20 protein-coding genes and 3 riboswitches are annotated in these 26,957 nt (G+C 72.2%); of the genes, 10 read left to right on the forward strand and 10 right to left on the reverse strand.

Going from position 1 to position 26,957, the window contains the following annotated elements:
- Positions 1 to 45 precede the first annotated feature (45 nt).
- Positions 46 to 1,434: an NRAMP family divalent metal transporter gene (locus CG736_RS33515; protein WP_232734356.1), complete on the reverse strand. Its 1,389-nt coding sequence runs from the start codon at positions 1,432 to 1,434 to the stop codon at positions 46 to 48.
- The gene (locus CG736_RS33520; protein WP_100589924.1) at positions 1,431 to 2,798 is read right to left on the reverse strand and encodes a magnesium transporter MgtE N-terminal domain-containing protein; all 1,368 of its coding nucleotides are present in this window, start codon (positions 2,796 to 2,798) and stop codon (positions 1,431 to 1,433) included. The genes CG736_RS33515 and CG736_RS33520 overlap by 4 nt, the downstream gene beginning before the upstream one ends.
- Before the next feature lie 596 nt (positions 2,799 to 3,394).
- A riboswitch (M-box (ykoK) riboswitch) is annotated at positions 3,395 to 3,566 on the reverse strand.
- Between the two features lie 253 nt (positions 3,567 to 3,819).
- Here CG736_RS33520 and CG736_RS33525 point away from each other — a divergent pair.
- Positions 3,820 to 5,163: an acyltransferase gene (locus CG736_RS33525; protein WP_157815830.1), complete on the forward strand. Its 1,344-nt coding sequence runs from the start codon at positions 3,820 to 3,822 to the stop codon at positions 5,161 to 5,163.
- Between the two features lie 7 nt (positions 5,164 to 5,170).
- Here CG736_RS33525 and CG736_RS33530 read toward each other — a convergent pair whose 3' ends face one another.
- The gene (locus CG736_RS33530; RefSeq protein WP_100589895.1) at positions 5,171 to 6,055 is read right to left on the reverse strand and encodes a GNAT family N-acetyltransferase; all 885 of its coding nucleotides are present in this window, start codon (positions 6,053 to 6,055) and stop codon (positions 5,171 to 5,173) included.
- Between the two features lie 379 nt (positions 6,056 to 6,434).
- Between CG736_RS33530 and CG736_RS33535 the strand changes: the two genes are divergently transcribed.
- The 3 genes from CG736_RS33535 (at position 6,435) to CG736_RS33545 (ending at position 10,097) form a co-directional block, all read left to right on the forward strand.
- On the forward strand, positions 6,435 to 7,817 hold the full coding sequence (locus CG736_RS33535) for a glutamine synthetase family protein (protein WP_100589896.1): 1,383 nt from the start codon (positions 6,435 to 6,437) through the stop codon (positions 7,815 to 7,817).
- A 130-nt stretch (positions 7,818 to 7,947) separates the two neighbouring features.
- Positions 7,948 to 9,324: an aldehyde dehydrogenase gene (locus CG736_RS33540; protein WP_100589897.1), complete on the forward strand. Its 1,377-nt coding sequence runs from the start codon at positions 7,948 to 7,950 to the stop codon at positions 9,322 to 9,324.
- Positions 9,321 to 10,097, forward strand: coding sequence for a 3-oxoacyl-ACP reductase (locus tag CG736_RS33545; protein ID WP_100589898.1), 777 nt, complete (start codon positions 9,321 to 9,323; stop codon positions 10,095 to 10,097). Before CG736_RS33540 ends, CG736_RS33545 begins: the two co-directional genes overlap by 4 nt.
- Before the next feature lie 101 nt (positions 10,098 to 10,198).
- On the opposite strand, the gene CG736_RS33550 is transcribed toward CG736_RS33545, so the two are convergent.
- Together CG736_RS33550 and CG736_RS33555 are read right to left on the reverse strand one after the other, a co-directional pair.
- Complete coding sequence (locus tag CG736_RS33550) at positions 10,199 to 10,585, reverse strand: hypothetical protein (RefSeq protein ID WP_157815831.1); 387 nt, start codon at positions 10,583 to 10,585, stop codon at positions 10,199 to 10,201.
- Positions 10,586 to 10,803: 218 nt separating this feature from the next.
- Positions 10,804 to 13,923 (reverse strand): SpoIIE family protein phosphatase, encoded by a 3,120-nt coding sequence (locus tag CG736_RS33555; RefSeq protein WP_100589900.1) that lies wholly within the window; start codon positions 13,921 to 13,923, stop codon positions 10,804 to 10,806.
- A gap of 135 nt (positions 13,924 to 14,058) precedes the next feature.
- Between CG736_RS33555 and CG736_RS33560 the strand changes: the two genes are divergently transcribed.
- Together CG736_RS33560 and CG736_RS33565 are read left to right on the forward strand one after the other, a co-directional pair.
- On the forward strand, positions 14,059 to 15,006 hold the full coding sequence (locus CG736_RS33560) for a pseudouridine synthase (RefSeq protein WP_100589901.1): 948 nt from the start codon (positions 14,059 to 14,061) through the stop codon (positions 15,004 to 15,006).
- Between the two features lie 127 nt (positions 15,007 to 15,133).
- A complete protein-coding gene (locus CG736_RS33565; RefSeq protein WP_100589902.1) occupies positions 15,134 to 16,060 on the forward strand; it encodes a diiron oxygenase in 927 nt (308 codons plus the stop codon).
- A gap of 141 nt (positions 16,061 to 16,201) precedes the next feature.
- Here CG736_RS33565 and CG736_RS33570 read toward each other — a convergent pair whose 3' ends face one another.
- Complete coding sequence (locus CG736_RS33570; RefSeq protein WP_100589903.1) at positions 16,202 to 17,416, reverse strand: transglycosylase family protein; 1,215 nt, start codon at positions 17,414 to 17,416, stop codon at positions 16,202 to 16,204.
- Between the two features lie 3 nt (positions 17,417 to 17,419).
- Positions 17,420 to 17,588: riboswitch (cyclic di-AMP (ydaO/yuaA leader) on the reverse strand.
- Between the two features lie 562 nt (positions 17,589 to 18,150).
- Here CG736_RS33570 and CG736_RS33575 point away from each other — a divergent pair.
- Together CG736_RS33575 and CG736_RS33580 are read left to right on the forward strand one after the other, a co-directional pair.
- On the forward strand, positions 18,151 to 19,404 hold the full coding sequence (locus CG736_RS33575) for an MFS transporter (RefSeq protein ID WP_100589904.1): 1,254 nt from the start codon (positions 18,151 to 18,153) through the stop codon (positions 19,402 to 19,404).
- A gap of 97 nt (positions 19,405 to 19,501) precedes the next feature.
- Complete coding sequence (locus CG736_RS33580; protein ID WP_100589905.1) at positions 19,502 to 20,866, forward strand: MFS transporter; 1,365 nt, start codon at positions 19,502 to 19,504, stop codon at positions 20,864 to 20,866.
- Between the two features lie 70 nt (positions 20,867 to 20,936).
- Here CG736_RS33580 and CG736_RS33585 read toward each other — a convergent pair whose 3' ends face one another.
- The 3 genes from CG736_RS33585 to CG736_RS33595 form a co-directional block, all read right to left on the reverse strand.
- A complete protein-coding gene (locus tag CG736_RS33585; RefSeq protein WP_157815832.1) occupies positions 20,937 to 21,659 on the reverse strand; it encodes a hypothetical protein in 723 nt (240 codons plus the stop codon).
- Between the two features lie 29 nt (positions 21,660 to 21,688).
- Positions 21,689 to 22,387 carry a tyrosine-protein phosphatase gene (locus CG736_RS33590; RefSeq protein ID WP_232734357.1) on the reverse strand — a complete coding sequence of 233 codons (699 nt, stop codon included), beginning with the start codon at positions 22,385 to 22,387 and terminating at the stop codon, positions 21,689 to 21,691.
- Positions 22,388 to 22,521: 134 nt separating this feature from the next.
- A complete protein-coding gene (locus CG736_RS33595) occupies positions 22,522 to 23,970 on the reverse strand; it encodes a glycine hydroxymethyltransferase (RefSeq protein ID WP_232734358.1) in 1,449 nt (482 codons plus the stop codon).
- A 30-nt stretch (positions 23,971 to 24,000) separates the two neighbouring features.
- A riboswitch (ZMP/ZTP riboswitch) is annotated at positions 24,001 to 24,108 on the reverse strand.
- A gap of 135 nt (positions 24,109 to 24,243) precedes the next feature.
- Between CG736_RS33595 and CG736_RS33600 the strand changes: the two genes are divergently transcribed.
- Complete coding sequence (locus CG736_RS33600) at positions 24,244 to 24,381, forward strand: DUF664 domain-containing protein (protein ID WP_255419063.1); 138 nt, start codon at positions 24,244 to 24,246, stop codon at positions 24,379 to 24,381.
- 86 nt (positions 24,382 to 24,467) lie between these two features.
- Positions 24,468 to 24,959, forward strand: coding sequence for a hypothetical protein (locus CG736_RS33605; protein WP_100589908.1), 492 nt, complete (start codon positions 24,468 to 24,470; stop codon positions 24,957 to 24,959).
- 739 nt (positions 24,960 to 25,698) lie between these two features.
- On the opposite strand, the gene CG736_RS33610 is transcribed toward CG736_RS33605, so the two are convergent.
- A complete protein-coding gene (locus CG736_RS33610) occupies positions 25,699 to 26,775 on the reverse strand; it encodes an FUSC family protein (RefSeq protein ID WP_100589909.1) in 1,077 nt (358 codons plus the stop codon).
- Positions 26,776 to 26,957: the final 182 nt, after the last annotated feature.

Raw genomic sequence — 26,957 nt, forward strand, 5'->3', positions numbered from 1 at the left:
GCTGTGCTCCGGCATTTGCCGCTGCGGTGCGGGTGGGGTGCAGGATCAGGCCAGGCCGAACCAGCCGAGCACGGTCTGCACCAGCAGGACGGTGGACATCAGCGCCACGCCGGCCACCACTGTGGTCGCGGCGATCCGGTACCGGCGGCTGTTCGCGGCATCGCCGAGCAGCGAGCGGCGGTTGGTGAGCACCAGCAGGTACACCAGCACGATCGGGCTGATCAGCCCCTGGAGCACCTGGGTGCCGATCAGCAGCTGGATGACGTCGACGGGCGTCAGGGCCACGACGGCGCCGAGGGCGATCTGTGCGGTGAACACGCCGAGGAACAACGGTGCGTCGCGGAACCGCCGGGAGACCGAGCGCTCCACTCCGGCGGCCTCGCCGATCGCGTAGCTGGCGGACAGCGGAACCACGGCGCCGGCCAGGGCGGACGCGCCCAGCAGGCCGAAGGCGAACAACAGTTCCGCACCGGGGCCTGCCACCGGCTCCAGCGCCCGGGCGGCCTCGGCCGCGGACTGCAGCGGACCGGTCCCGCCGATCGCCGAGGCGGTGGCCACGATGATGGTCAGGCTGATGATGCAGGCGAACACCGCCCCCAGAACGGCGTCCGCCCTGATCAGCTTGTAGTCCTCGGGCTTCGCTCCGCGGTCCACCACCCCGGCCGCGGCGTAGAACTGCATGTACGGGCTGACGGTGGTTCCGATCAGGGCCACCGCGAGGAGGATGAAGTCGCTGGACGGCTGGAGATGCGGAACGACCAGGTTCTTGCCGACCTCGCCCCAGTGCGGGTGGCCGAGGATCATCGCGATCGGGTAGGCGAAGAACGCCAGCGACATCACCAGGAAGATCCGCTCGGCCCAGCGGTAGGAGCCGAACAGCACCAGCGCCCACAGCAGCGCGGCGGCCGGCGGGACGACCACCCACTTCGGCACGCCGAGCAGCTCGAAGGCCGCGCCGATCCCGGCGAACTCACTGACCACCAGTCCGGTGTTCGCCAACAGGAGACAACCGACCGCCAGGGCAGTCAGCCGGAGGCTGAACTGCTCGCGGATCAGGGCACCGAGGCCTTTGCCGGTGTACGCCCCGAGACGGACGGCCATCTCCTGGACCATCACCAGCGCGATGGTGACCAGCACCATGAAGAACAGCGTGCCGTAGGTGAATTGGGATCCGGCCGAGGCATAGGTGGCGATGCCGGCGGCGTCGTTGCCCGCGTTCGCGGCGACCAGGCCCGGCCCGGCGATCATCGCCAGAGCGGCGAGTCGGCGCAGCCCGCGCCGGCGACCCGGTGGCGGTGCCGGCGCGGCCGTCGGCCCGGAGAGTCCCGCGGTGACGCCCGGTTCGGCCGGCGCGAGGCCGGCCGGGGCCGAAGCGGCCTGCAGAGCGGCGGAGCCGACGGCGTCGGCGGCGATGGGGTCGATGTGGGCGTTCACTGGCGGAACCTCCGGAGGTGCAGGCGCCCGCGGTCGGGCAGCAGAGCGTCGATGATGTCGTCGGCGAGAATGCGGCCCAGCGGCCGTCCGTCCTCGCCGACCACCACGAGGGAGGACTTGCGGGCGGCCATCAGCCGGTCGGCAGCCTCGGCGAGCCGGGTGTCCGGGGCGAGCGTCACCGGTGCGCCGAACTGGGCCAGCCAGTCCGCCAGATCGGCGATCCGGGTGGAGTCCTCGGCCACCGCCAGCTCGAACAGCGGGAGGTCGGCGATCAGCCGTCCGTCGGCGTCGAGCACCGCCACGGCGTCGATCTCGGCGCGGTGCTCGGCCTGGGCGGCCAGCTCGGCGCGGACTTCGGAGACGGTCTGCTCCATCCGGACGGTGACCAGACGGGTCGTCATGGCTCCACCGGCGGTGCCCTCCCGGTGGGAGAGCAGGCCTCGGAGTTCGGCGGCCTCCTCGCTGGGCATCCGCTCCAGCAGGGTCTCCCGCTCACTGGGCGCGAGATCGCGCAGTGCGTCGGCGGCCTCGTCGGGCTCCATCGCGTCGACCAGCCGTGCGGCGTCCTCCGGGTGGGCCTCGCGCAGCAGGTTCTCGAGCTCGGCGGGCACCATCTCCTCCAGGGCGTCCGCGGCGTGTTCCGGCTCCAGCCAGTCCAGGAGCTGGTGGCGTTCGCTGCGACCGAGGTCCTCCAGGATGTCGGCCAGATCGGCCGGGCGGAGTCGGTGCAGCGCGGATCGCGAGGCCCGCAGCCGGACTTCCGCCGGGCCGTCGGTGGCCTGTTCGCCGAACGGGGCGACGGACTGCCAGTCCAGGACCCGCTCGGGTGTCGGCCGGGCCTGCCAGCGGCGGGGGCCGAGCCGGCGCAGCAGCGTCGGCAGGGAGACGTCCACTCCGACCAGGACGACCCGACCCACCAGCGGGGCCAGGTACAGGTCGGCGGCCCGAGTCACCTGGACGCCGTCCACGTCGACGAGTTGGTGGTCCAACACATCGCGGGCCAACAACACCTCCCCGGGGCGACGCTGGAAGTCCCGCAGGTCGACCCGGGAGGCGCTCAGACGGACCTGTCCGGCGGCGAGCCGTCCGATCGCGTCGGCCGGCAGGAAGGCCCGGCGGCGTCCGATCCGCAGGATCAGACCGGTCATCGGCGGGTACGGCTCGGGGCCGTACAGCCGGGCGACGACGTCGGCGAGTCGGCCCACCTCGGCACCTGCCTGATTGGTGACAGGCGCTCCGATCAGGCCCGCCAGCGAGACGAGGGAGGAGCGCACGGCACGGTCGGCGACGGTGCGGTGGCCCAGGTTGGTCCGGCGGTCGCGGATTCTGGAGGTGGTTGAACTGAAGAGTGTGTTGGTGGCCATGGCGAACACCCCTCTGTCCCGGCGAGGCGGGACCGACGGGCGGTTGGAGGCAGCTCCTCATGGACTCCGGCCGACTTCCGCGACCGGCCCGCTCCGACGGCCCGGACCGGTTTCGGCGGGACCAGGCGCGCAGCGGCCGACCCGGTCGAGACCGACCCGGCCCGGCGGAAACGGTCCGGGCCGGGCCCGAGGGCCGATCCGGCGGCCCGGGCGCAGGCGGTCCCACCGCGTGGCGTCGACGGCGAAGGGCCGTCGACCGCCCACGGCATGGCGGAGGGAAGCCGTGACAGGGCACCGCGGTGCCCGCCGGACCGCACCGGGCCGGACCGCTGTCAGGTGCGGCCGTGGAGGCGGGCAGACCGTAGGGCAGCGACAGCCGGACCCACGGTAGGTCGGGCGATCGACGGCGCTCGGCCGAGCGAGATCACGGAGTCAGTGAAGGAGGAACTGCCTCGAACCGCAGAACAACGGCGAGGACGAATCGGGAAGGGGCTGATCGTGCCCCGGACTACTGCAGTCCATCTCTCGCCTCCTCCCGATTTGGCCGACGAGTTCCACTCGTGGGCGCGCGGCAGGCGACCGGGCCACGAGAGCCCGGCGCACCCCTACTCGTCAGAGCTTTGGCACTCCACGGCGTGTCCCCGGTCAGGGGAAGCCACTTGGGGTCACCCCTTGGGCCGGGGAGACCTGTCCTGATCCGGAGCGTCTCTCGACGGGTGGGATCAGTGGCCTGTGTCCGTGAAGACGCCTCACCGAACGAGGTGTCTGTCCTTACTCGACCAGGATAGGGGCACGGCAACCCCGCTCACCGCACCCTTGACCAGGGTTTGACCCCGACCTGGTCGGGACCTGGGGAAACGACCGGCACCGGACACCCAGGTCGGACGGGGACCGGAGACGCAGACGGGGATGGCCGAGGCGGCCCGACGGTGAGGCCTGTCGCTGAACCGCGATGCGCCGGACGGGGCGGGTGTGATCGGCGAACGGAGATGATGACCGACAACGGGGAGAGGGGATCGACGTGACGGGAACGTCGGTGCGCAGCGGGTATGTCGACCTGCTGCGGGCAACGGCGATCGTGCTGGTGGTGGTCGGGCACTGGCTGATCACCGCACTGGAACGGGGGCCCGACGGGTCGTTGGCGGCACCCGAGTTGATGGCCGCCGTGCCGTGGACCCAGCGGCTGACGCTGGTCTTCCAGATCATGCCGGTGTTCTTCCTGGCGGGTGGCTACGCGGCAGCCGGCTCCTGGAGCGCCTGCCACGCCGAGGGCGGCACAGCCGCCGGTTGGATCCGTGGGCGGGCCCTGCGGTTGCTGCTGCCCACCGGCGCGTACCTGGTGCCGGCGCTGGGCGGCCTGCTGATCGCCGCGGCCTTCGGCGCGGACCCGGCACTGCTGGGGATGATCGGCTGGGCGCTGGCCATGCAGTTCTGGTTCCTGCCGGTCTATTTGACGATCAGTGCGCTGACACCGTGGCTGTACGCGGTGTACCGGCGGTGGGGTCTTCGCTCCGTGGCGGTGACGGCCGTTGCGGCCGTCGGCGTCGACCTGGTGGTTCTCGGCGCCGGCACGGACTGGGCAGGGCAGCTGGGGCGGCTGAACTACCTGCTCGTGTGGGCGGTCGCGTATCAACTCGGCTTCGCTTGGAAGGGCGGCGGGCCGACGACCCGCCCGTGGTTCGGGGCCGTTCTGGTTGTGGGCGGCGCGGCGGGCTACGCGGCGCTGGTCCGGTTCGGGCCGTTCCCCGTCAGCCTGGTGCTGGTCACCGGTGAGGAGGTGTCCAACACCGATCCGCCCTCGTTGGCGATGCTGGCCTGGCTGTTCGCCCAGTGCGGCCTGTGCCTGTTGCCGGCACCGCTCGCGGAGCGGGCGCTGCGGTCGGCACGCCGAATGCGTTTCGTCGATTCTCTCGGCCGGATCAGCATGACGCTCTACCTGTGGCACATGGTGCCGGTCCTCGCCGCGGGCGCCGCCTTCTACCTGACCGACCTGGCTCCCGAGCCGATGGTGGGCTCGGGAGCCTGGTGGGCCTGGCGGCCTGCCTGGATCCTGGTGCTGGCCGCACTGTTCTGCCTCCTGCTGGCGGTCCTGCGGCCCGTGGACGGAGTGCTGATACGCCTGGCCGGCAGGGCTCGACCACGAGCCGCGATCAGCGGGGCCTGGCGGCCCCTTCTCCTGGTCGCCGGCCTGGCCGTCACCGTCTGGGCACTGGCGCAGTGGGCTGTGCAGGGTCTCGCCCGGGGTGGATCGCCGGACTGGCCGACGGTGCTGGCCTTCGTCGCCGGGTCGACACTGGTCGTCTCCGCCGGCACCCGGTGGGCGGCCGCGGAGACGGCGGAGGTCGCCGTGCGGCAGGCGGGTTGACCGGACGTCAGGACGGGAGCGGGAGGCGGAACTCGATGGAGCGGTGCGTGGTGCGGTAGCCGAGGGCCCGGTTCACGGTGATCATGCCGACGTTGTGGTCGGCGGTGTCGGTGAGGAGACCGGTGATTCCGGGCTGTTCGGCGCGGGCCCAGCGAATGCTCTCGGCCTTCATGGCCCGGGCGAGACCCCGGCGGCGGTGGGCGGGCAGCACACCGGTGCCGTAGTGCTGGGCGTCGCCCGAGCGGTCGGCCGGAAGGACGAGCTCGGTGAAGCCGACGACGGTGTCGGTGGCCTCCTCCACCACGGCCACGGTGTGCAGGAGTTCACCCCGGTCGGCGACTGCCTTCGCGACGGCGAGGACGCGGGCCTCGTCCCAGAGGATCAGACCGAAGACGGTGTCACCCATCGGCATGTCGTCCATGGCGGTGCGCGACACCGTGAAGGTGGCCAGCCACTCGTCCGGGCAACTGCCGACCCAGGAGATCAGCCGGTAGCCGGGGTGGAGCGGAGCTTCGTCGGCGGCCGACGGGGCGGTGGGACCGGTCAGGTCGAGCCGGGCGTAGTCGAGGATCAGCGCCCGCTCGAAACCCCGCGCGGCGAGGAAGGCGTCGCCCGGGGAGCCCTCGACTGCCTGGGCGAGCATCGATCCGCGGCCGTCCTCGGCTGCTGCCGCAGCGGCCGCGGACAGCAGCGCCGAGCCGACACCGCGCCGGCGTTCGGCGGGGTGGACGTTCAGCGTCAGAGAGGACAGATGGGCCTGGCCGGGCGAGGTGAACAGCGAAAGGACGGCGGATCCGAGCGGAGTGCCGTCGGGCGCGGTCGCCAGCCAGGTGAGTCGGCGGGAGAGCGCCGCCGGGACGGCGTCGGTGAGGGCGGTCAGACGGAATGTCACGGGTGGTGAACTCCAACGGGGAGGAACGGCAGGGCGATGAGCATGCACGCGGCACCGAAGCAGCTGGCCCCGCCCGGCGCAAGCGATTTCCGGTCCGCTGCCGGAGGTCGACCACGCCGCGTCAGTGCCGACGCGTGGCTGCCGGTGCCGGGTTGCCGCCGAGGTGAGAGAGGGAGTGGAGAGGTCGATCGGAAAGCTGATGATGCGTCATATTGCTTGGAAGGATGATGTTCTGACGATGAATCAGTTTTCCGTGACACGCGCGCGGCCACTGGTGCGGGCAGGTCCGGGGCGGGATCATCAGGGCCGTGGTGGTCGGCGTCCCGGCAGCCGCGCAGGGCTGCCGGGACGCGCCCGGGCGGCGGAAGTGGAGGGGCGGATGACCGACGCGCGACTCACGGTGGAGCGCCTGCGCAGCCTGGTGGCCGAAGGCGCCGTGGAGACCGTGGTGCTGGCCGCCACCGACATGCAGGGGCGGCTGCAGGGCAAGCGGCTGGCGGCGCAGTATTTCCTGGACGAGGTGCTGGCCGGCGGTGCCGAGGGCTGCGGCTACCTGCTGGCGGTGGACGTGGAGATGAACACCGTGGACGGCTACACGGTCTCCTCCTGGGAGACCGGCTACGGCGACCTGGTGTTCCGTCCCGACCTGACGACCCTGCGAATGGTTCCCTGGCACCCCGCCACGGCGATGGTGCAGTGCGACCTCGCCCACCAGGACGGCAGCCCCGTCGCGGTGTCGCCCCGCCAGGTGCTGCGCCGTCAGCTGGACCGGCTCGCGGGGTACGGCTGGCGGGCCTACGTGGGCACCGAGTTGGAGTTCATGGTGTTCCGCGACAGCTACGAGCGGGCCTGGGAGAAGCACTACCAGGACCTCACGCCCGTCAACCAGTACAACGTGGACTATTCGATCCTCGGCACCGGGCGGATCGAGCCGCTGCTGCGCAGGCTGCGCACCGGGATGGCGGGCGCCGGGCTGGCGGTGGAGTCGGCGAAGGGCGAGTGCAACCTCGGACAGCACGAGATCGTGTTCCGCTACACCGACGCGCTGGCCTGCTGCGACGACCACGCCGTGTACAAGACCGGAGCGAAGGAGATCGCCGCGCAGGAGGGCGTCAGCCTCACCTTCATGGCCAAGTACGACCAGCGGGAGGGCAACTCCTGCCACATCCACCTGAGTCTGCGCGACCAGCAGGACCGCCCGGTGTTCCCCCGGCGCGGAGCGGGGGAGACCGAGAACGGGCAGCCCGGCGGGCTCTCCCCGACGATGGAGCACTTCCTGGCGGGGCAACTCGCCTGCCTCGGCGAACTCGCGCTGCTGCTCGCCCCGACCGTCAACTCCTACAAGCGCTACGTGGCGGGCAGCTTCGCCCCGACCGCGATCGCCTGGGGCCGCGACAACCGGTCGTGCGCGCTGCGCGTGGTCGGGCACGGCGGGTCGCTGCGGTTCGAGAACCGGGTACCCGGCGGGGACGTCAACCCGTACCTGGCCGTGGCCGCACTGATCGCCGCCGGGCTGCACGGCGTGGAGCACCAACTGCCGCTGGAGCCGGAGTTCACCGGCAACGCCTACGCCTCGGACGCCCCGAGAGTGCCCGCCACCCTGCGGGAGGCGATCGAGCGGTTCGACCGCAGCGAGGTCGCCACCGCGGCGTTCGGCAAGGACGTGGTCCGGCACTACGCCCACGCGGGGCGGGTGGAACTCGCCGCCTACGACGCCGCGGTCACCGACTGGGAGCGCCGTCGCGGCTTCGAACGGCTGTGAGCGCGGAGGCTCGGCGCCGCCCCGGCAGCGCCACCACCGGACACCGCAGCGCGGACAGCACAGGGCGGGCGCCCACGCCGATGCCGCAGCGCGGACACCGCCACGGGACCCCACAGCAGAGGAGAGCGCCGTGACCGACCAGCCCGATCCGTACCAGGTGGTCAACCCCGCCACCGAGGAAGTGATCGCCACCGTCGAGTTGGCCGGCACCGGGGCCACCGACGCCGCGATCGCCCGCGCCAAGGCCGCGTTCGAGAGCTGGCGGGCCGTCAGCCCGGGCGACCGGGCCCGACTGCTGCGCCGGTTCGCCGCCGAAGTGGACGCCGACCGCGAGCACCTGGCCGCACTGGAGGTCGCGAACGCGGGCCACACCATCGGCAACGCGCGGTGGGAGGCAGGGAACGCGCGCGACGTCATCGAGTACTACGCCGGCGCGCCCGAGCGGCTGTTCGGCCGTCAGATCCCGGTCGCAGGCGGCCTCGACGTCACCTTCCACGAACCGCTCGGCGTGGTCGGCGTGATCGTCCCGTGGAACTTCCCGCTGCCGATCGCCGCCTGGGCGCTCGCACCCGCCCTCGCCGCAGGCAACACGGTGATCGTCAAACCCGCCGAACTCACCCCGCTGACGGCGCTGCGCCTCGCCGAACTCGCCCTGCGCGCGGGGCTGCCGGAGGGGGTGCTGCAGGTCCTGCCCGGCCGCGGGCCCGTGGTCGGCGGGCGCTTCGTCACCCACCCCGACGTCCGCAAGGTGGTGTTCACCGGCTCCACCGCCGTCGGAAAGGCCGTGATGGCCGGCTGCGCCGCCCAGGTCAAACCCGTGACGCTGGAACTGGGCGGCAAGAGCGCGAACATCGTGTTCGCCGACGCCGACCTGGAGAAGGCTGCGGCCACCGCCCCGTACGCGGTGTTCGACAACGCCGGGCAGGACTGCTGCGCCCGCTCCCGGATCCTGGTCGAGGCGAGCGTGTACGAGGCGTTCATGGCCAGGCTGGAGAACGCGGTGCGCGCGGTGCGGGTCGGCGACCCGGGCGACGAGAAGACCGAGATGGGGCCGCTGATCTCGGCCGCGCACCGGCAGCGGGTCGCCTCGTACGTCGACGGCGACACCGAGGTGGCGTTCCGCGGCAGCGCACCCGAGGGCCCCGGGTTCTGGTACCCGCCGACGGTGCTCGCGCCGATCGCGCCCGAGCACCGGGCGTTCACCGAGGAGGTGTTCGGGCCGGTGGTCGCGGTGGTGCCGTTCCGCGGCGAGAGCGACGCGGTGCGGATCGCCAACGCCACCGAGTACGGCCTGTCCGGCTCGATCTGGACCCGCGACGTGGGCCGGGCGCTGCGCGTCGCCCGCGCCGTCGAGGCGGGCAACCTGTCCGTCAACTCGCACTCCTCGGTGCGGTACTGGACGCCGTTCGGCGGTTTCAAACAGTCCGGTCTGGGCCGCGAACTCGGCCCCGACGCCCTGCACGCCTTCACCGAGACCAAGAACGTCTTCATCGCGACGGAGGAATGATCCCCATGACCAAGCGACTCGCCGGCCGGGTGGCCGTCGTCACAGGCGCGGGCAGCGGCATCGGCCTGGCCACCGTGCGCCGCTTCGCCGCCGAGGGGGCGAAGGTGGTGTGCGCCGACATCGACGAGGAGACCGGCGCCAAGGCCGCCGAAGAGGTCGAAGGCCTGTTCGTACGCACCGACGTGAGCGACGAGGAGCAGGTCCGCACGCTGTTCGACACCGCCGTCGAGCGGTACGGCAGCCTGGACGTGGCGTTCAACAACGCCGGCATCTCGCCACCCGACGACGACTCGATCCTGGTCACCGGGCTGGAGGCGTGGAAGCGCGTCCAGGACGTCAACCTGACCTCCGTCTACCTGTGCTGCAAGTACGCGATCGGGCACATGCGACGGCAGGGCAAGGGCTCGATCATCAACACCGCGTCCTTCGTGGCGGTGATGGGCGCGGCGACCTCGCAGATCTCCTACAGCGCCTCCAAGGGCGGCGTGCTCTCGATGAGTCGCGAGCTGGGCGTCGAGTTCGCCCGCGAGGGGATCCGGGTCAACGCCCTGTGCCCCGGGCCGGTCAACACCCCGTTGCTGCAGGAGCTGTTCGCCAAGGACCCGGAACGGGCCGCCCGCCGGCTGGTGCACATCCCGCTCGGCCGGTTCGCCGAACCCGAGGAGATCGCCGCCGCGGTCGCCTTCCTGGCCAGCGACGACTCCTCCTTCATGACCGCCAACACCTTCCTGGTGGACGGCGGCATCTCCGGCGCCTACGTCACCCCGCTCTAGCCGTCGCCGGGTCGAACAGGACGGCCGGGCGGGTCGCGAGGACACCGCCCGGCCGTGCTGCCGTTGGTCGGCCCGTCCCGGTGGGGCGGAACCGGCACAGCTCATTCCGCGGAGAAGGCGTCCCCGTCGACCGCGAGCGCGCTGCCGCCGTGGGAACCGGCGTCGCCCTCGACAGCCAGCGCGTCGCCGCCCGTGGCCCAGGCGTCGCCACCGAGCGCGGCGGCGCTGCCGTCCAGCGCGACCGCGTCGCCGTCGACGGCCAGCGCGTTGCCGTGCACGGCCCAGGCGTCGCCTTCGACCGCCACTGCGTCGCCGTCGATCGCCACCGAGTCGCCGCCGAAGGCGATCGCCCCGTGCGGGTGCTCGTGGTGGTGCCCGTGCTCGTGGTGGTGCCCGTGCTCGTGCGCGGCTGCGGTGCCCGCGGTGCCGAACAGGGCGAGCCCGGTGAGGAAGGTGGCGGTGGTGAGCTTGGCAATGCTGGAACGCATCGATTCCTCCATGGTTGGCGCCGAACACGACCGATCGCGACCGATCCTGGGGGAGGTCCGACCCGCGACGCGCGCCTTCGGTCGTGTCGTCACCCGCCCGGGGCAACGCGACTGCCGTGACGGGTGATCGAGGTACCGCCGGATGCCCTACCTGGTCCCGGCACTGTCGATTTGCGCGTCGGGCACGGGAGTTGAGGGGGTGCAGTATGACGATCGGATCAGCGGGCTGGGAGTTCCATCTCGAACCAGACCACCTTGCCGTCCCGGGTCGCCCGGCTGCCCCAGCGGTGCGCCAACTCGTTGATCAGCTGCATGCCCCGACCGCCCTCGTCGTGCGGAGTCGACGGCCGCAGCCGCGGCTCCCGGCTGTCCGCGTCCGACACCTCCACCGTCAGCAGCGTCCCCCGGAACACCCGCAGCTGCAGCGGTGAACCGGCGTGCATCAGGGCGTTGGTCAGCAGTTCCCCGGTCAGCAGCACCACCGGCTCCACCAGCGAGGTCAGGCCCCAGCCCGTCAGCGTCCGCCGGGTGAAGTCCCGGGCGTGCCGCAGCAGCGCCGGGTCGCCGGACAGCGGCAGCGTCGCCAGCCGGTCGTCGCCGACCGGGCCCGCGTGCGCCATGATCACCGCCACGTCGTCCTGGCCCATCGTCGCCCCGAGCGCGTCCAGCACCACGTCGCAGCCCCGCTCCAGCGTGCCCTGACGGTGCGTCACCGTCTCACGCAGCAACTCCAAGCCCTCGTCCAGGTCCTGGCCGCGCCGCTCCACCAACCCGTCCGTGTACAGCACCAGCAGCCCGTCCTCGCGCAGCGGGAACCGGATCGACTCGAACGGCACCCCGCCCACGCCCAACGGCGCGCCCGGCGGCGGCTGAACCAGCCGCGCCTGCCCGTCGTGCTCGGACACCACCGGCGGCAGATGCCCCGCCGACGCCAGGACGCACTCCTCGTCCACCGGGTCGAACACCGCGCACACGCACGTCGCGAACTGGCCCTCGCCGAGTTGCGCCGTCGCATCGTCCAGCCGGCGCAGCACCCGCGCCGGATCCAGGTCCAGCGTCACCAGGGTGCGCGCCACCGTCCGCAGCTGGCCCATGGTCGCGGCGGCCCGGATGCCGTGGCCCATCACGTCGCCGACGATCAGCGCCACCCGGCCGCCGGTCAACGGCACCACGTCGAACCAGTCGCCGCCGATCTCGTCGCCCACCGTCGAGGGCAGATAGCGGTGCGCGATCTCCAACCCCGGCGTGCGGTGCACGTCCTGCGGCAGCAGGCTGCGTTGCAGGGTCAGCGCGGTGTCCCGCTCGCGCCGGTACAGCCGGGCGTTGTCGATGCACACCGCCGCCCGGGCCGCCAACTCCTCGCCGAGCGCCAGGTCCGCCGCCGTGAACGCCTCCGGATTGGCCATCCGCGCGAACTCCACCCCGCCCAGCACCTGCCCGCGCGCCAGCAGCGGAACCATCAGGTACGAGTGCAGACCTGCGTCCAGGCTGGGCTGGACCCGCTCCGGATAGGTGACGATCCGCCGCAGCGCGAACTCGTCCACGTGCGGGACCAGCACCGACCGGCCGGTGCGCATCGCGTGCGCGTACAGGTGCGCGGAATGCGAGGCCTCGCCGATCTCGTCCGCCGCGCCCACCAACTTGGCGCGGCTGCCCTCGCCGTCGTCGGTGCGCTCGCCGATCGCCACTGCCCGCAGCAGCACCGAACCCGACTCGGGCACCGGCTCCGGGTCCTCGTCCGCCATCACCGCTTCGCGGATGTCGACCGTGACGAAGTCCGCGAACCGGGGGATCACCACGTCCACCAGCTCCTGTGCGGTGAGATGCAGGTCGAGCGTGGTGCCGATCCGGGTGGACGCCTCGTTCAGCAGGGCAAGCCGCTGCTGGGCGGTCTCGGCGGCCTCCAGCGCGCGCTGGCGCTGCTCGGCGGCGTCCCGCTCCCGGGTGTACAGCAGCGCGTTGTCGATCGACACCGCGGCCCGCCCCGACAGCTCGGCCGCCAGCGCCACGTCCGAATCGCCGTACCGGGGCGCGCTGTGCGAACGCAGGAACGTCGCGGTGCCGATCCCCGAACCGCGAGCGATCAGCGGCACCACCATGAACGACCGCACCCCCTGCTCCCGGATCGCGGCAGTGCGCATCGGATCGTCGGCGAACCACTCCATGGCCGGGTCGTCGGTGTCCGGCACCAGCACCGACCGACCGTGGGCCAGCGCCCACGCGAACGGGCTGCCCGGGTGATAGCGCTGCACCGCGCCGACCGCACCGGCCGCACCGACCGGGCCGATCGACCACATCCCACTGCCGGGCACGGTGTGGAACGCCAGCCGGCGCAGCACCGCCGACCCGTCGGACCGGTCCGGCAGCCCGACGGCCTCGCCGCGGACCAAGGACTCCAGCACCTCCACCACCACGGTGTCGGCCAGCCGCGGCGTCGCCGTCTCGGCCAGCTCACGGGCGGTGGTGGCCAGATCCAGGGTGGTGCCGATCTGGGCGGACGCGTCGTTCAGCAGCGCCAGCCGCTGCTGGGCGGCCTCCGCGGCGATCTCCGCCTCGAAACGGTCGGTGATGTCCACGACCGTCACGCAGACGCCGAGCACCTTGCCGTCCGGCTGGTCCAGCCGGAAACACGCCACCGACCAGGCGTGCTCGCGATCCGGGTCGGCCGGCGTCCAGCCGTGCGTGCGGGCGTCCAGCACCGACTCGCCGTCGGCCAGCACCCGGGCCATCATCGCCTCGACCTGCTGCCCGTCGATGCTCGGCAGCACCTCGGTCAGCCGCCGCCTGATGCTCTGCCGGCGCGGCACCCCGTTGAACCCGGCCAGCGCGTCGTTCAACCGGACGAACCGCAATTCGGTGTCGAACACCGCCATGCCGACGGGGGACTGGGTGAAGAAACCGTCCAGAATGGCCAGGTCGGAGGCCAGCCTGCGCACCGAACTGACGTCGGAGGCCACCGCCAGCACCATCGGGGCGCCGTCCGGGCCGACGATCGGATAGGTCCGGAACTCCAGCCGCACCAGGTGCCCGTCCTGGTGTCGGACCGGAAAGACCCCCGAGAACGGCTTCCCGCTGAGGATCCGGGAGAACAGCTCCAGCACCTCCGGGCGCCGGTCCGCCCCCACCAGCAGGTCCGCGGCGCGCGCGCCCACCGCCTGCTCGGCGGGAAAACCGAGCAACGTCTCCGCGTCCGGACTCCAGTGCAGGATCCGGCCGTCGGCCGCGACCAGCGCCGTCGCCACCGGGATGGCCAGCAGGCCGTCCGGCAGTTGCGCACCGCCCTCCGCGATGGGAGAGGTGGGGCGGGTCCGCTGATTGCCCTGCTTGTCGGTGTCCATCTGGCCACCTGCCGTTCCGGGGGCGGGTACCGCCCTGCCATCGTCGCACGCCGGGCCGCCCGCGCCCAGACGGGTGTGCGCCCGCTATCGTGGGTCGGATGTGCACCCGTCGGACCGACCTCCGGGCGGCGCCCGATGGCGCGTAGGCCCCCCGCCCCTCTGAGCCCGCTGCCCCAGCGCGAGGGCATCGACCCCGTCCACGTACGCCTGCCGCTCGACGGCGGGTGGCCGACCGTCCGGGCCTACCTGGAGGAGCGCTACGGCACCGCCGCGGGCCCCGGGCGGATCGCGGTGATGCTCGACGCCGGAGAATTCGTCGGCCCCGACGGACCGGTCACCGCCGACGAGCCCTACCGGCCCGGCGGCCACGTCTGGTTCCACCGGGAGCCCGGGCCGCCCGAACCCGTGGTGCCGTTCCCGGTCGAGGTGCTGTACCGCGACGAGCGGATCGTGGTCGCGGACAAGCCGCACTACCTGGCCACCACACCGCGCGGCCGCCACGCCACCGAGACCGCGCTCGCCAGGCTGCGCCGCGACCTCGACCTGCCCCGGCTCAGCCCCGCGCACCGCCTGGACCGCCTCACCGCGGGCGTGGTGCTGTTCGTCGCCGACCCCGCCCGCCGGGGCGCCTACCAGGGACTGTTCGAACGGCGGGAGGCCGTCAAGACGTACGAGGCGATCGCCGCGCACGACCCGGCGGTGACCCTGCCGACCACGGTGCGCAACCGACTGGTCAAGGACCACGGCCGACTGGACGCCTACGAAGTCCCGGGCGAGCCCAACGCGGAGAGCCGGGTCGAGCTGCTGGAGGCCCGCGACGGCCTCGGCCGCTACCGGCTCGCCCCGCGCACCGGCCGGACCCACCAGCTGCGGGTGCACATGAACGGGCTGGGCCTGCCGATCCTCGGCGACCCGATCTACCCCGCGCTGCTGCCCGAACAGGACTCGGAGGACTACCGGCGCCCGCTCCAACTGCTGGCGCGCTCGCTGGAGTTCACCGACCCCGTGGACGGCACGCCGCGGCGCTTCGTCAGCGGACGGGTGCTGGCGGCATGGGCGGATCCGGTCGGCTGGCGGGGCTGACGGACCCTCGGGCCGACGGTCTGCGCCTCCTTGTGCGCAGTGTATTGACGGACAGTCTAATAACTTCTACCTTCGCGGCAGTGGCACCATCCCACCCTCGACTCCGCCCCACCGCGAAGGAGCCGGCATGCCGCCCCAGCCCGCCGTCACCCCCGGCGCCCCCGACCGCGAGCGCACCGCCCCGGACCGGGAACGCACCGCCGAACGCCTGCTCGCCTCCTCCGCGAAGCTCTCGTTCAACCCGCTCAAGGACGTCGACTGGGACGCCGACCCCGTCCCCGGCGCCTACTACTGCCCGCCCCGCCACCTCTCCCTCTACGGCACCGACCTGTGGGAGCGGATGACCGAGGGCGAGCGCATCGAACTCTCCAAGCACGAGGTCGCCTCGGTCGCCAGCGTCGGCATCTGGTTCGAGGAGATCCTCATGCAGATGCTGCTGCGGCACGCCTTCGACCGGGACCCCACCAGCAACCACGTCCAGTACGCGCTCACCGAGATCGCCGACGAATGCCGGCACTCGATCATGTTCGCCCGCATGATCGAAAAGATGGGCGCCCCCGCGTACGGCGCCGGATTCGTCGCCCACAACCTCGGCCGGCTGTTCAAGGCGATCTCCACCCACAGCCAGACCTTCGGCGGCACCATGTACGTCGAAGAGATCCTGGACGCGTTCCAGCGCGAAATGATGAACGACGACAGCCTCCAGCCGCTCACCCGGCAGGTCTCCCGGATCCACGTCATCGAGGAGGCCCGACACATCAGCTACGCCCGCGAGGAACTCGTCCGCAAGCGGCTCGGGTTCCTGCAGCGCCGGTGGGAGCAGCTGTTCCTCGGAGTGGTCATCTACTTCGCCACCACCGCGCTGATCCACCCCCGGGTCTACGCCGCCGTCGGCCTCGACCCGAAGGTCGGCAGGGCCGTCGCCCGGGCCAACCCCCACTGGCGCAGCACCAAGATCGAGATGGCCCAGAAGGTGATCGGGGTTCTGGACCGCGCCGGACTGGTCGGCGCCGCCAACCGCTGGCTGCTGCGCGCCGCCGGAGTGATCGCCTGAGCGGGAGTGGGTGGGCACCGGGGACGGGCGACGGCCTCGTCAGGGATTCCGTCGGGGGAGCACCGCGGCGGCCTGCACCGCGGTGGCCTGCACCGCGCCGGGCCGCCGCCCCGAAGTGACGGCGGCCCGGCCGGGCAGTCCTCAGCCCAGGTTCAGCACCTGGCCCGGCCGGATCAGGTCCGGGTTCTCGCCCAGCACCTGCTTGTTGGCGTTGTAGAGCTCGGTCCAGCCGCCGTCCAGCTCGTGGGTGCGGGCGATCTTCGCCAGCGTGTCACCCGGGCCGACGGTGTACGGCTGGGCGGCCGGGGTGCCGGCCGCCGGGGTGTCGGCGGCCGACGGGCTGCTGGTGGGCGGCGTGGACGTGCTCGGCTGCTGCGTGCCGACCGCCTGGCTCGGGTCGGTGTTCGGGGCGGTCGGCGAGGTGGTCGGTGCGGGCGACTGGTTGCCGCCGGTTCCGTTTCCGCCTCCGGTCTCGCCCTGGCCCTGGTCCTGCCCCTGGCCGTTGCCCGTGCCGTTGTTGCTGTTGCCGTTCTCCGTGCCGTTCCCGTTCCCGTGCTCGCTTCCGTTGCCGTTCTTGCCGTCGGAGGGCGTGGTGGGGTTCGGGCTCGGGGCGGTGCTCGGGTCGGTCGGCGGTGCCGGGACGACCGGGGTGGCCGGAGTGGTCGGGACCTGCGCGTCCGGAGTGGTGGTCGGGGACGGTGCAGCGGTCGGCGGCTGCGGGTGCGTCAGCTGCATGTAGCGCTCGTACAGGCTCTGGTGGCTGGTCCAGAACCAGCCGCCGTTCTTCTGGTACCAGTACACGTGGGACACCGGGTCGTAGCCGGGCAGGCCGGAGAAGATCGGGGCGGCGTTCGGGGCGGCGACGGTGCCGTCCGAGGCGGTGTTGGCGGCTGCCGCGCCGCGGGCACCGCGCAGCGCACCCGACTCGTCCGCCGAGTCGTTGGTGTCCACCACGCCGGGGGCGCTGGCCACGCGCAGGTCCGACGAGTCGGCGCACGAGGCCCACGGCTGCGGGCCCTCGGTGGCCAGGATGCGTTCGGCGACCGCGATCTGCTGGCTGCGGGTGGCGCCGTTGGGCAGCTGGGCGTACTGAGTGCCGCCGTAGTCGACCCAGCGCTGGGCGGTGATCTGGAGACCGCCGTACATGCCGTCGCCCGAGTCGAGACTCCAGTTGCCGCCGCTCTCGCAGTCGGCGACCCGGTCCCAGACCGCGCTGGGCGCGGCCTGTGCACCCGTCGCGGTGAGCAGTGGCAGTGCGATGCCGACACCGACGACGCCGGCCGCGGCGATGGCCCGCTCGGCGGCTTTCTCCGCCTGGCTCTGCTTGCGGTGACGCCCGGAACCCGTGAAGAGCATGCTCGATCCTCTCCGCACGCCTGCGAGGTGAGCTGTCGGGTTCGGACCCGGAGGGAGGCCCGGCCGCCGTCTGCCGGTCGGAGCCGGTTCGGGCGACTTCACCCCTAGCCGTGGGGGACGGCGACGTACCTGGTTCCCCCGTCCCCGCCCAGGGTTGTGGTGATCGACCCGGCAACGCGGCGGGCAGGGTTCGGCGTTGCCGCGTGCGGGGCCCGGCGGTGCGGGCCGGACCGAGCCTATTCACTCGAACGGAGCAATCACAAGCTCATCGCGCCGGCATCACGGGCGAGTCACGCCGGTCCGGCCGGGTTCGGACGCGGAGTGCCCGGGCGCGGGCGGGGAGGCGTGGCGGCCGTGCGTGGGCGACCGGTTGGCGGGAGTTCGGAGGCGGGGGAGCGGTCTGATCTGGTGGTCGGGGGATGGGTGGTCGGGGAGCGGTCTGATCGGGCGGTCAGGGGATGGGTGGTCGAGGGGTGGGTGATCGGGCGGTAGGGGGTGGGGTGATCGGATGCGAAAGTCTGACCGATCGGTGGGATTGGAGATCGGGTGGAGGGGAAGGCGGGCGTCCGGGCTCCGGTCGATGAATTTGGCTGAACGTCAACTTGCCTGAGAAACATGGCAGTTGAGGTGAACCAGGGCATTGCCGACCTTGCGGATAAATCATGCGACAGCCCGTTCGGGGGCTCCCTACCATCACGGTGATCGCTGTTCCCCGACCCGCTGTGGAGGTGCCCGTGGCTGCGCTGATTCCCGAAGTGCTCCGGGTGGAGCGCCAGTTCGCCCGTCTGTTCGTCGCCCAGTCGCTGTCCGTACTGGGGGACAGGGTGTCGTTCGTGGCGCTGCCGTTCGCGGTGCTGTCGATCGGCGGGTCAGCTGCCGATGTCGGCCTGGTGGCGGCGGCGGGCTTGCTGCCGATGCTGGTGTTCACGCTGGCCGGCGGCGTGTGGGCGGACCGGATACCGAGACAGCGGATCATGCTGGTCTCCGATCTGGTGCGGTGCGTGGTCCAGACGGCTGTTGCAGTGCTGTTGCTCACCGGGACGGCCCGGGTCGGGGTGCTGGCGGCGCTGATGGTGGTGTTCGGTGTGGCGGACGCTTTCTTCCTGCCCGCCTCCACGGGGCTGCTGCCGCTGCTGGTGCCCAGTGAACGGCTGGGCGAGGCCAATGCGCTGCGCGGGTTCGTCCACTCGGCGGGGCTGGTGGTCGGCCCGGTGCTGGCCGGCGCGCTGGTTGCCGTCGCGGGCCCCGGCGGCGCCCTGCTGGCGGACGCCGCGAGCTTCGCCGCCAGTGCCGCAGTGCTGGCGAGGCTCGGCGCGGTGGGCGGGAGGGCCGTCGCGGAGCGGGCCGAGCGACTCGGGTTCCTGGCCGAACTCCGGGTCGGCTGGCAGCAGGTGCGTCAGCGGTCCTGGGTGTGGTCGAGCATGCTCGTGATCGCGGTCTACCACGTGGTGGTGCTGCCCTCGGTGTTCGTGCTCGGTCCGGTGCTGGCGGATCGCGAGTGGGGCGGGGCCGGTGCCTGGGCCGCGGTGGTCACCGCCTTCGGCCTCGGTGCGATCGTCGGCGACGTGTGTGCCTACCGCCTCAAACCGGCCCGTCCGATGGCGGTGGCGGCCGTCGCGATGGTGGTTGCCTCCTGTCAGGCGCTGATCATCGGATCCGGCGCTCCGGTCGTGGTGATCGCTCTGCTGGAGGCGTGCACCGGAGTCGGCGTCTCCCTGTTCTTCGTGCTGTGGGAGACGTCACTCCAGGTGCACATACCCGAGCAGATGCTGTCCCGGGTCAGCTCCTACGACCACCTGACCGCGGAGGCGCTGATGCCGCTCGGCCTGGTGCTCGCAGGCCCGCTCTCCGACGGGATCGGCGTGCACCGGGCGCTGTTCGGCATGACCGCGCTGGCACTGCCGGCCGGCCTCGTCCTGCTCGCCCTGCCGGCGGTTCGGGGACTGCCTGCACGGCCGGCGACCATCCCTGCATCCACTAATCCATAAAAGATTGGAATATGATCGCCGATGTGCCCCCGCTCGATCGACGCCCGCGGAGCACCGCTCCACGCACCACGTCCCACGTACCACCCGGGAGTCCCCCATGTCCGTCCAGGCCCAGCCCCCACTGCCGCCCCCGGCAGCCACGCCGAGCGCCGCGGCGCGCACCACCCCGGGCGGCCGGCCCGGGGGCCGGCCGATCCGACTCGGGCTGCGCGCCAACCTCGCACAGTTCGGCCTGCTGGTGGCGGTCAACGCCCTGGTCGGCGGCATGCTCGGCCAGGAGCGGACGGTCCTGCCGCTGCTCGCGGATCAGGTCTTCCACCTGTCCGCCTACACGGGTGCGCTGACGTACATCCTGGCGTTCGGCGCGACCAAGGCGGTCACCAACTTCTTCGCCGGCACGCTCTCCGACCGGTACGGGCGCAGGCCGGTGCTGATCGCGGGCTGGCTGATCGCCCTGCCGATTCCGGCGATGCTGGCCTGGGGGCCGACCTGGGGGTGGATCGTCGCGGCGAACGTGCTGCTCGGCGTCAATCAGGGTCTCACCTGGTCCACCACCGTGATCATGAAGATCGACCTGGTCGGTCCGGCCCGGCGCGGCCTGGCGATGGGCCTCAATGAAGCGGCGGGCTACCTCGCGGTGGCCGTCACCGCGATCGGCACCGGCGCCATCGCCGCCCACTGGGGCCTGCGCCCGCAGCCCTTCCTGCTCGGCGCGGCCTACGTCGCGCTCGGCCTGGGCCTGACGGTCGCTGCTGTCCGGGAGACCCGCGAGTACGCCCGTGCAGAGGCCGCCGCCCACCCGACCTCGGCCGCCGCCACACCAGCGGCCACGGCCCAGGCGCACCCCGGCGGTGACCAGGCGGCGGTGCTCAGCACCGCCCGAATAGCCCGCACCACCAGCCTCGGTGACCGGGCGCTGTCCAGTGCCAGCTGGGCCGGCATGGTCAACAACCTCAACGACGCGCTCGCCTGGGGCATCTTCCCGCTGCTGTACGCCGCGCACGGTCTGGAGCTCGGCCGGATCGGCATTCTGGCCGCGCTCTACCCGGCCGTGTGGGGTGCGGGGCAGATGCTCACCGGCTGGTGGTCCGACCGGATCGGCCGCAAGCACCTGATCACCGCGGGCATGCTGCTGCAGGCCGTCGCCCTCGGCCTGGTCGCGGCCGGGACCAGCTTCCCGATCTGGGCCGCGGCCCAGGCCCTACTGGGCGCGGGCACGGCCCTGGTCTACCCGACGCTGCTGGCCGTCATTGGAGACGTCGCCCACCCCGCGTGGCGGGCGCGCGCCGTCGGCGTCTACCGGCTCTGGCGCGACGGCGGCTTCGCGGTCGGTGCGCTGATGGCCGGCATCCTCGCCGACGCGTACGGCGTGACCACCGCGATCTGGGCGGTCGCCGCGTTGACCGCGGTGGCCGGTGTCATCGTGGCGGTGCGCATGTACGAGACCCACCCGCGCAGCTGACCGGTCGTCAGCAGCAGACGGCCTCCTCGGCGGCGCGGGAACGACCGTCCCGGGGAGGCCAGCGAAGGAGTCACTCTAGGAGGAGCGACACAATGCCCAGCACCGCCGCGAGGACCGGCAGCACGGCGAACCAGACGAAGCCAAGGCGCAACGGAAGGCTGAGGCCGTTGCGGACCGGCGCTCCGGCGCGTCGGAGCCGGTCGGTACGGCGGATGTTCAGCAGCGCGAGTCCGACGCCGGGAGCGAGGGAGAGCAGCCACAGTCCGAACAGGAACCTGGCGCTGTCGCCCACCGCACGGTCGGTGCCGAACTCGACGCAGTGGCCGGTCGGAAGGCAACTCACCTCCAGCTCGGTGCCGAGCGCGTACGGGGCGGACCTGTTCGGAAGCTGCCGGTAGTCGCTCGCCGGGTCGGCGGTGCGCGGCTCGCCGTGGCCGGAGCAGCTGTAGGTCTCGTTGCGACCGCTGCGGCCGTTCGAGTCGCAGTGGTCCACCGTCATCCGCAGATGAGGGGTTCCGCGCCAGCCGGCCTGGTAGGTGAAGTCGGTGGCTCCGCCATAGGCGAAGCCGAAACCGAGAAGACCGATGAACAGGAGGACGGCGACCGTGAGCACCGCCCCGCAGCCGGCCGAGAGACGGGAGTTGCCGGACCTGAGGTACCGCTCGTCCGGATCGGGCCGCCGGTCGGGTCCGTCGGGCCCGGCCGCGTCGGGCGGTTCGTCAGGCTTGTCGGGGCCTGTCAGGCGGCCAGGTCTGGTGACGTCCATGGTTGATCCCCCGTCGGGTTCGTGCATGGTCGGCACCCTAGCGCCGGAGCAGATCCCTACGGGCTGACAGCGGCGTGGAACTGGGAGCGCAGGGCGGCGAGTTCGGACGTCCGAGCGCTGTGGGCGCGCAGGTGCTCGTCCAGTGCGCCGTGCTGGGAGCGGACGGAGAGCAGGGCGCGCCGCAGATGGACGGCCGCGACCGGGCGAGTGGCGTGGCCGGGTGCGCCGGGGGCGGGAACGGTGAGCCCGAGCGCCGTGTTGGACCGCAGGAAATCGGCGAGGATCTCCGGCTCCGCTGCACCCAGCAACGACTGGATCAGCGCGACCACCACCCCGGTTCGGTCCTTGCCGGACGCGCAGTGCACCAGGACGGCCCGGCGGTCGGCGGCCAGCAGGGCCCGGACCGCCGCGACGGCCGGGCGTCCGGCGAGCTCCGCCATCAACGGGTACAGCTCGGCCTGCTCCTCGGGCCAGCGCTGCTCCGCGAAGACCGGAACGTGCAGGTAGCGGATGCCGGAGTCGCCGAGCGCATCCGGGCGGGCAGTGGTCTCCGGAGTGCTGCGCAGGTCGAGGACAGTGCGCACGCCGAGGTCGAGCAGCGCCCGGGCGCCGTCGGGCGTCAGCCGGTCCAGCGCCCCGGAGCGGTACAGCACCCCACGGGGAAGTGTCCCGAGCCCGCCCGCGTCCCGGAAGTTGCGCACCCCGGGGACGGTGGGCCCGTCCAGTCCCGCTGCCGTCGGTTCGTCCGCGATCATGGCGGCCATCCTAGGTGGTGGGAATACCCGGCCCCGCCCGCGCCACCAGGGCCGGGCCGGTCGGCACCGTCCGGGCCCGCGGCCGGGGAGGCCGCGAGCCCGGCACCAGGGGCACAGGGGTGAGGAAGGGGCGGTCAGGCGAGGGTGATGCCGGGGTAGAGCGGGTGCTCCGACAGCAGGTCGACGGCGCGCTTGGCGACCGCGTCGCGGACGCCGGCGTCGAGCAGGTACTGCGCCTTGGAGGAGCCGGCGGCGGAGGTCGTGGACAGTACGGTGTGGATCAGGTCCGCCACCTCGTCGAACTCGGCGGCGCCCAGACCGCGGGTGGTGAGGGCGGGGGTGCCGAGCCGGATGCCGGAGGTGTACCAGGCGCCGTTCGGATCCTGCGGGACGGCGTTGCGGTTGGTGACGATGCCCGAGTCCAGCAGCGCCGCCTCCGCCTGGCGGCCCGTCAGGCCGTAGGAGGAGACGTTCGCCAGCACCAGGTGGTTGTCGGTGCCGCCGGTCACCAGCCGGGCGCCGCGCTTCAGCAGGCCCTCGGCCAGCGCGTGCGCGTTGTCCACCACCTGGTGGGCGTACACCTGGAACTCGGGACGCCGGGCCTCCGCGAACGCGACGGCCTTCGCGGCCATCACGTGCGACAGCGGACCGCCGAGCACCAGCGGGCAGCCCCGGTCGACGTGCTCGGCCAGCTCCGAGGTGCACAGCACCATGCCGCCGCGCGGGCCGCGCAGCGACTTGTGCGTGGTAGTGGTGACGATCTGCGCGTGCGCGACCGGGTCGAAGTCGCCGGTCAGCACCTTGCCCGCGACCAGGCCCGCGAAGTGCGCCATGTCGACCATCAGGGTCGCGCCGACCTCGTCCGCGATCTCCCGCATCCGGCGGAAGTTCACCAGCCGCGGGTACGCCGAGTATCCGGCGACCAGGATCAGCGGCTTGAACTCGAGGGCGATCCGCCGGACTTCGTCGTAGTCGACCAGTCCGGTCACGGGGTCCGTCCCGTAGCTGCGCTGGTCGAACATCTTGCCGGAGATGTTCGGCCGGAAGCCGTGCGTCAGGTGGCCGCCCGCGTCCAGCGACATGCCGAGCATCCGCTGGTTGCCCAGCTCGCGGCGGAGCTCCGCCCAGTCCTGCTCGCTCAGGTCGTTGACGTTGCGCACCCCCGCCCGCCGGAGCGCCGGGCTCTCCACCCGCTGCGAGAGCACCGCCCAGAACGCCACCAGGTTGGCGTCGATCCCGGAGTGCGGCTGCACGTACGCGTGCTCGGCGCCGAACAGCTCCCGGGCGTGCTCGGCGGCCAGCGACTCCACCGTGTCGACGTTCCGGCAGCCCGCGTAGAAGCGGCGGCCCGGGGTGCCCTCCGCGTACTTGTCGCTCAGCCAGTTGCCCATCGCCAGCAGCACGGCGGGCGAGGCGTAGTTCTCGCTGGCGATCAGCTTCAGCGAGGCGCGCTGGTCCTCGATCTCCGCGCCGATCGCCGCGGCGATCCGAGGTTCGACGGCGCGCACCACGTCCAGGGCGCTGCGGAAGGCGGTGTCGGCGGCAGGGCTGCCGAAGGTGTGCGGGGTCAGGGACTCGGCCAAGGCGGTCTCCTCGTACGGAACGGCGACGATTCGGACGGCCCAGGCGCTCGGCTACAGCACGTCGGAACCCGCAGGTTCCGTGCGGAGCCGCTCCCCGATGGTGAAATCCATCCCAGCGCGCCAGTCACGGCTCACCGCGATGCTACCAACCGCCCGGACCAGGTCCGGGCACACCCCGCTCGGCCCCCGCCCCGGGTGAGCGGCCGGGTGCGCGGCGCGGGCCGGTGACGGACAGCCCGCGGAACTCCCGGTGTGCGCGTTCGGGCCTTCGACATGATCGTGCGCATGACCTGGACCGTCTCCGAGCTGTCGCTGCGGATGACGTTCCTGCACGTCACGACCGAGTACGCCCGGCACAACGGGCACGCGGACCTGCTGGGTGAGCACATCGACGGGTTCACCGGCGCCTGAACCGACGTCGAAGTGCCGTGCGGGGCAAGGCGGATGGGGTACCCCTGATCGAACGGTCAGTCAGATGACCGGATAGCATACTGAGTATGGGACCTCTCGAACCGAATGTGCCCGAGCTGATCCTCGGCCTGATTATTTTCTTCCTGCTGTTCGCGGTGCTCGGCAAGGTCGTGCTGCCGCGCATCGAACGGACTCTTGCCGAACGCCACGACAAGACCGATGGCGGCCTGGTCCGGGCCGAGGCCGCCCGGGCCGAGGCCGAACGGATACGCGACGAGTTCCAGGCCGAGCTGTCCGCAGCCCGGCACGAGGCCGCCGCGATCCGGCAGACCGCCGCCGAGGAGGGCGCGGCCCTGGTCGCCGCCCTGCGCGCCGAGGGTCTCCAGCAGCGTGAGCGGCTGGTGGCCGAGGCGCAGGTCCAGCTGGCGGCCGACAAGGTGCTGGCCGAGGCCGAACTGCGCGAGGACGTCATCAAGGTGGCGACCGAGCTGGCCTCCCGGGTGGTCGGCGAGCCGCTGGCCGACCTGTCCTCGACCCGTGCCATCGCGGAGGAGTACCGCAACCGCGCCACCGTCTGACGTCCTGTCACCCGACAGCCGCAGACCCGGACGGGCCGTCCGCCCCCAGAAGTCCTGGGAGCGGACGGCCCGTTCGGCGTTCCGAGCGGCGCGACCGGACGCGCCAGGAGGTCGTGCCGCTGGGTGGGGCCTGACGTCGCCCGGTACTGCCCAAGCTCTTCCGGGGGCGGGAGCAGGACGGTGATGGACAGTTCGACGGCGACGACCTGGCGGGCGAGGTAGCCCGATCGGCCGGCGGCGGCTCCGACCCAGGATCCGGCGGTGTTCTTGGGCGTCCAGACGCCGCCGTGTTTCTCCACGGTGCCGATCTGGTCGCCGAGGCCGCGCACCACTTGGTAGTGGCCTCGGCAGCCTTCGTGGTCGAGTTCGAAGAGCCGGGGGTTCCACCGGCCGTCGGGCAGCAGGTTGGCGGGGCGGACGGTCAGGGGTGTGTCCTTCCGTCCGGGCGGGTCGGGGTGGGGCCTGGCGTCGGCGGCCGGCGGGGCCGGTGGGGTACAGGCGGCGGGGGGCCTGGTGCCGGCTGCCCGAGTTCGACGCCGTCGGCGAGTAACTACTTGACGGCGGCCGCGGCTTGGTGGCGGTAGGGGTGTTGGGAGCGGGAGGGGCCGTTCTCCCGAATTTCGTACATGTCTTGCGCGAAGTCGCGTTTGTTGCGGGTGCTTTCGAGGCGGCGTGCCGCGTTGCCGAGAAAAGGTCCACGGCGGCCGAGTTGGCTCGGAGCGCAGTCAGATCAGACTGATCATGGCGACGACGTGGCGGTGCGCTTGGCGAGCAGGCCCGCGAACATGATGATGATCAGACCGATCCCCACCCCGCACAACGTCCACAGCACCCGGTAGCCCTCCGCGGCATAATCGGAGGGCTGCGGAAGGTCCACGAGGACGAGCACCCCCGCGGCGATTGCCGCACAGTAGAGCGCGTAGTTGTAGAAGCGAATCGCCGCCCCGTGCATCAGCAGGACAAGCGCGACCACTTCGAGTCCACGCTCGACCGCGAACAGCCTGAGTCCGTGTTCACTGGCTGGCACCAGCAGCAACAGCGCAGCCCCGACTGCACCGATCAGCGTGCCAGCGAGGCGCTGCGCGGCTACGAGCGTGCTCTGACCCAGGCTCGGCTTCATCGCGACCATGGCTGCGATCGGCATCCAATAGCCGTGCGACAGGTTCAGTCCGAACGCAAGCGCGACGGTGCCGCCGATGGCCATGGCGCGGATCACCGCGAACATGACCATCGGCCCGGTCAGCTTCTTCCGCGAGGTATCGCCGGGGAGCTCTGCGACCGGCTGGGGCCGGTCCTCGCGCCCGCGGATCAGCCATGCAAAGAACGTCACCGCGATCCACAGCGCCGACCCCCCAGCCCAGGCGAGCACCTGGGCCCAGGTGTAACTGGTGATGCGGGCATGCTGATGGAAGCTGGATGCGAGCCCGAGGGTGACGACGAACCAGAGGTTGAGAAGCAGGGCTGCGACGAATCTGTGCACCCCGAACGCGGCCGCCAGGCCGGCCACCAGCGTGACCATGAAAGCCGCAAGCACCAGCCAGCCCCAGGCGTCTGCCCCGATGCCGAACCCCAACGCGGTCACCCCGGCGCCGATCAGCGCAAAGACGGCGATGTGGGACACGCGGTGCCCGTAGCCGCCTCCCGGGTCGGCCAACCCCGCGAAGAGCAGGCCGAACAGTGCGCTGAAAAGGTACTGCTCATGCCCGATCGCCCAGAAGACGAGCAGTGGCACCAGCGCGGCGTCCAGGAACATCACCGCGCGCGGCCAGTTGATCCCCGCGGGGCTGAGCTTGAACACGTTCGAGAGCGCGCTCATGATCTTCCTCCAATGAACGGGCCCGATCAACGCCTCACACGACCTGTGCACCACGAGCCTCGGCGACCCGGACCGTGATCAACAAGCAAAGCGTGACGACCAGACACACCCCGCCCCCACCGAGGCGGGGGCGGGGTCTGGTGTCAGCGGTGTGCAGGCCCGGACGGTGTGGCCGCGTGTGG

Origin of the sequence: Kitasatospora sp. CB02891 (assembly GCF_002803145.1) — a bacterium.
GTDB lineage: Bacteria > Actinomycetota > Actinomycetes > Streptomycetales > Streptomycetaceae > Kitasatospora > Kitasatospora griseola.

Bases quoted from the DNA above. Each gene is read 5' to 3' on its own strand.
- CG736_RS33590 (WP_232734357.1), bottom strand. From the start codon at position 22,387: ATGATCGCGGACGAACCGACGGCAGCGGGACTGGACGGGCCCACCGTC.
- CG736_RS33560 (WP_100589901.1), top strand. From the start codon at position 14,059: ATGGCGCGTAGGCCCCCCGCCCCTCTGAGCCCGCTGCCCCAGCGCGAG.
- CG736_RS33555 (WP_100589900.1), bottom strand. From the start codon at position 13,923: ATGGACACCGACAAGCAGGGCAATCAGCGGACCCGCCCCACCTCTCCC.
- CG736_RS33610 (WP_100589909.1), bottom strand. From the start codon at position 26,775: ATGAGCGCGCTCTCGAACGTGTTCAAGCTCAGCCCCGCGGGGATCAAC.
- CG736_RS33520 (WP_100589924.1), bottom strand. From the start codon at position 2,798: ATGGCCACCAACACACTCTTCAGTTCAACCACCTCCAGAATCCGCGAC.
- CG736_RS33565 (WP_100589902.1), top strand. From the start codon at position 15,134: ATGCCGCCCCAGCCCGCCGTCACCCCCGGCGCCCCCGACCGCGAGCGC.
- CG736_RS33545 (WP_100589898.1), top strand. From the start codon at position 9,321: ATGATCCCCATGACCAAGCGACTCGCCGGCCGGGTGGCCGTCGTCACA.
- CG736_RS33585 (WP_157815832.1), bottom strand. From the start codon at position 21,659: ATGCACGAACCCGACGGGGGATCAACCATGGACGTCACCAGACCTGGC.
- CG736_RS33535 (WP_100589896.1), top strand. From the start codon at position 6,435: ATGACCGACGCGCGACTCACGGTGGAGCGCCTGCGCAGCCTGGTGGCC.
- CG736_RS33600 (WP_255419063.1), top strand. From the start codon at position 24,244: ATGATCGTGCGCATGACCTGGACCGTCTCCGAGCTGTCGCTGCGGATG.
- CG736_RS33570 (WP_100589903.1), bottom strand. From the start codon at position 17,416: ATGCTCTTCACGGGTTCCGGGCGTCACCGCAAGCAGAGCCAGGCGGAG.
- CG736_RS33580 (WP_100589905.1), top strand. From the start codon at position 19,502: ATGTCCGTCCAGGCCCAGCCCCCACTGCCGCCCCCGGCAGCCACGCCG.
- CG736_RS33550 (WP_157815831.1), bottom strand. From the start codon at position 10,585: ATGCGTTCCAGCATTGCCAAGCTCACCACCGCCACCTTCCTCACCGGG.
- CG736_RS33605 (WP_100589908.1), top strand. From the start codon at position 24,468: ATGGGACCTCTCGAACCGAATGTGCCCGAGCTGATCCTCGGCCTGATT.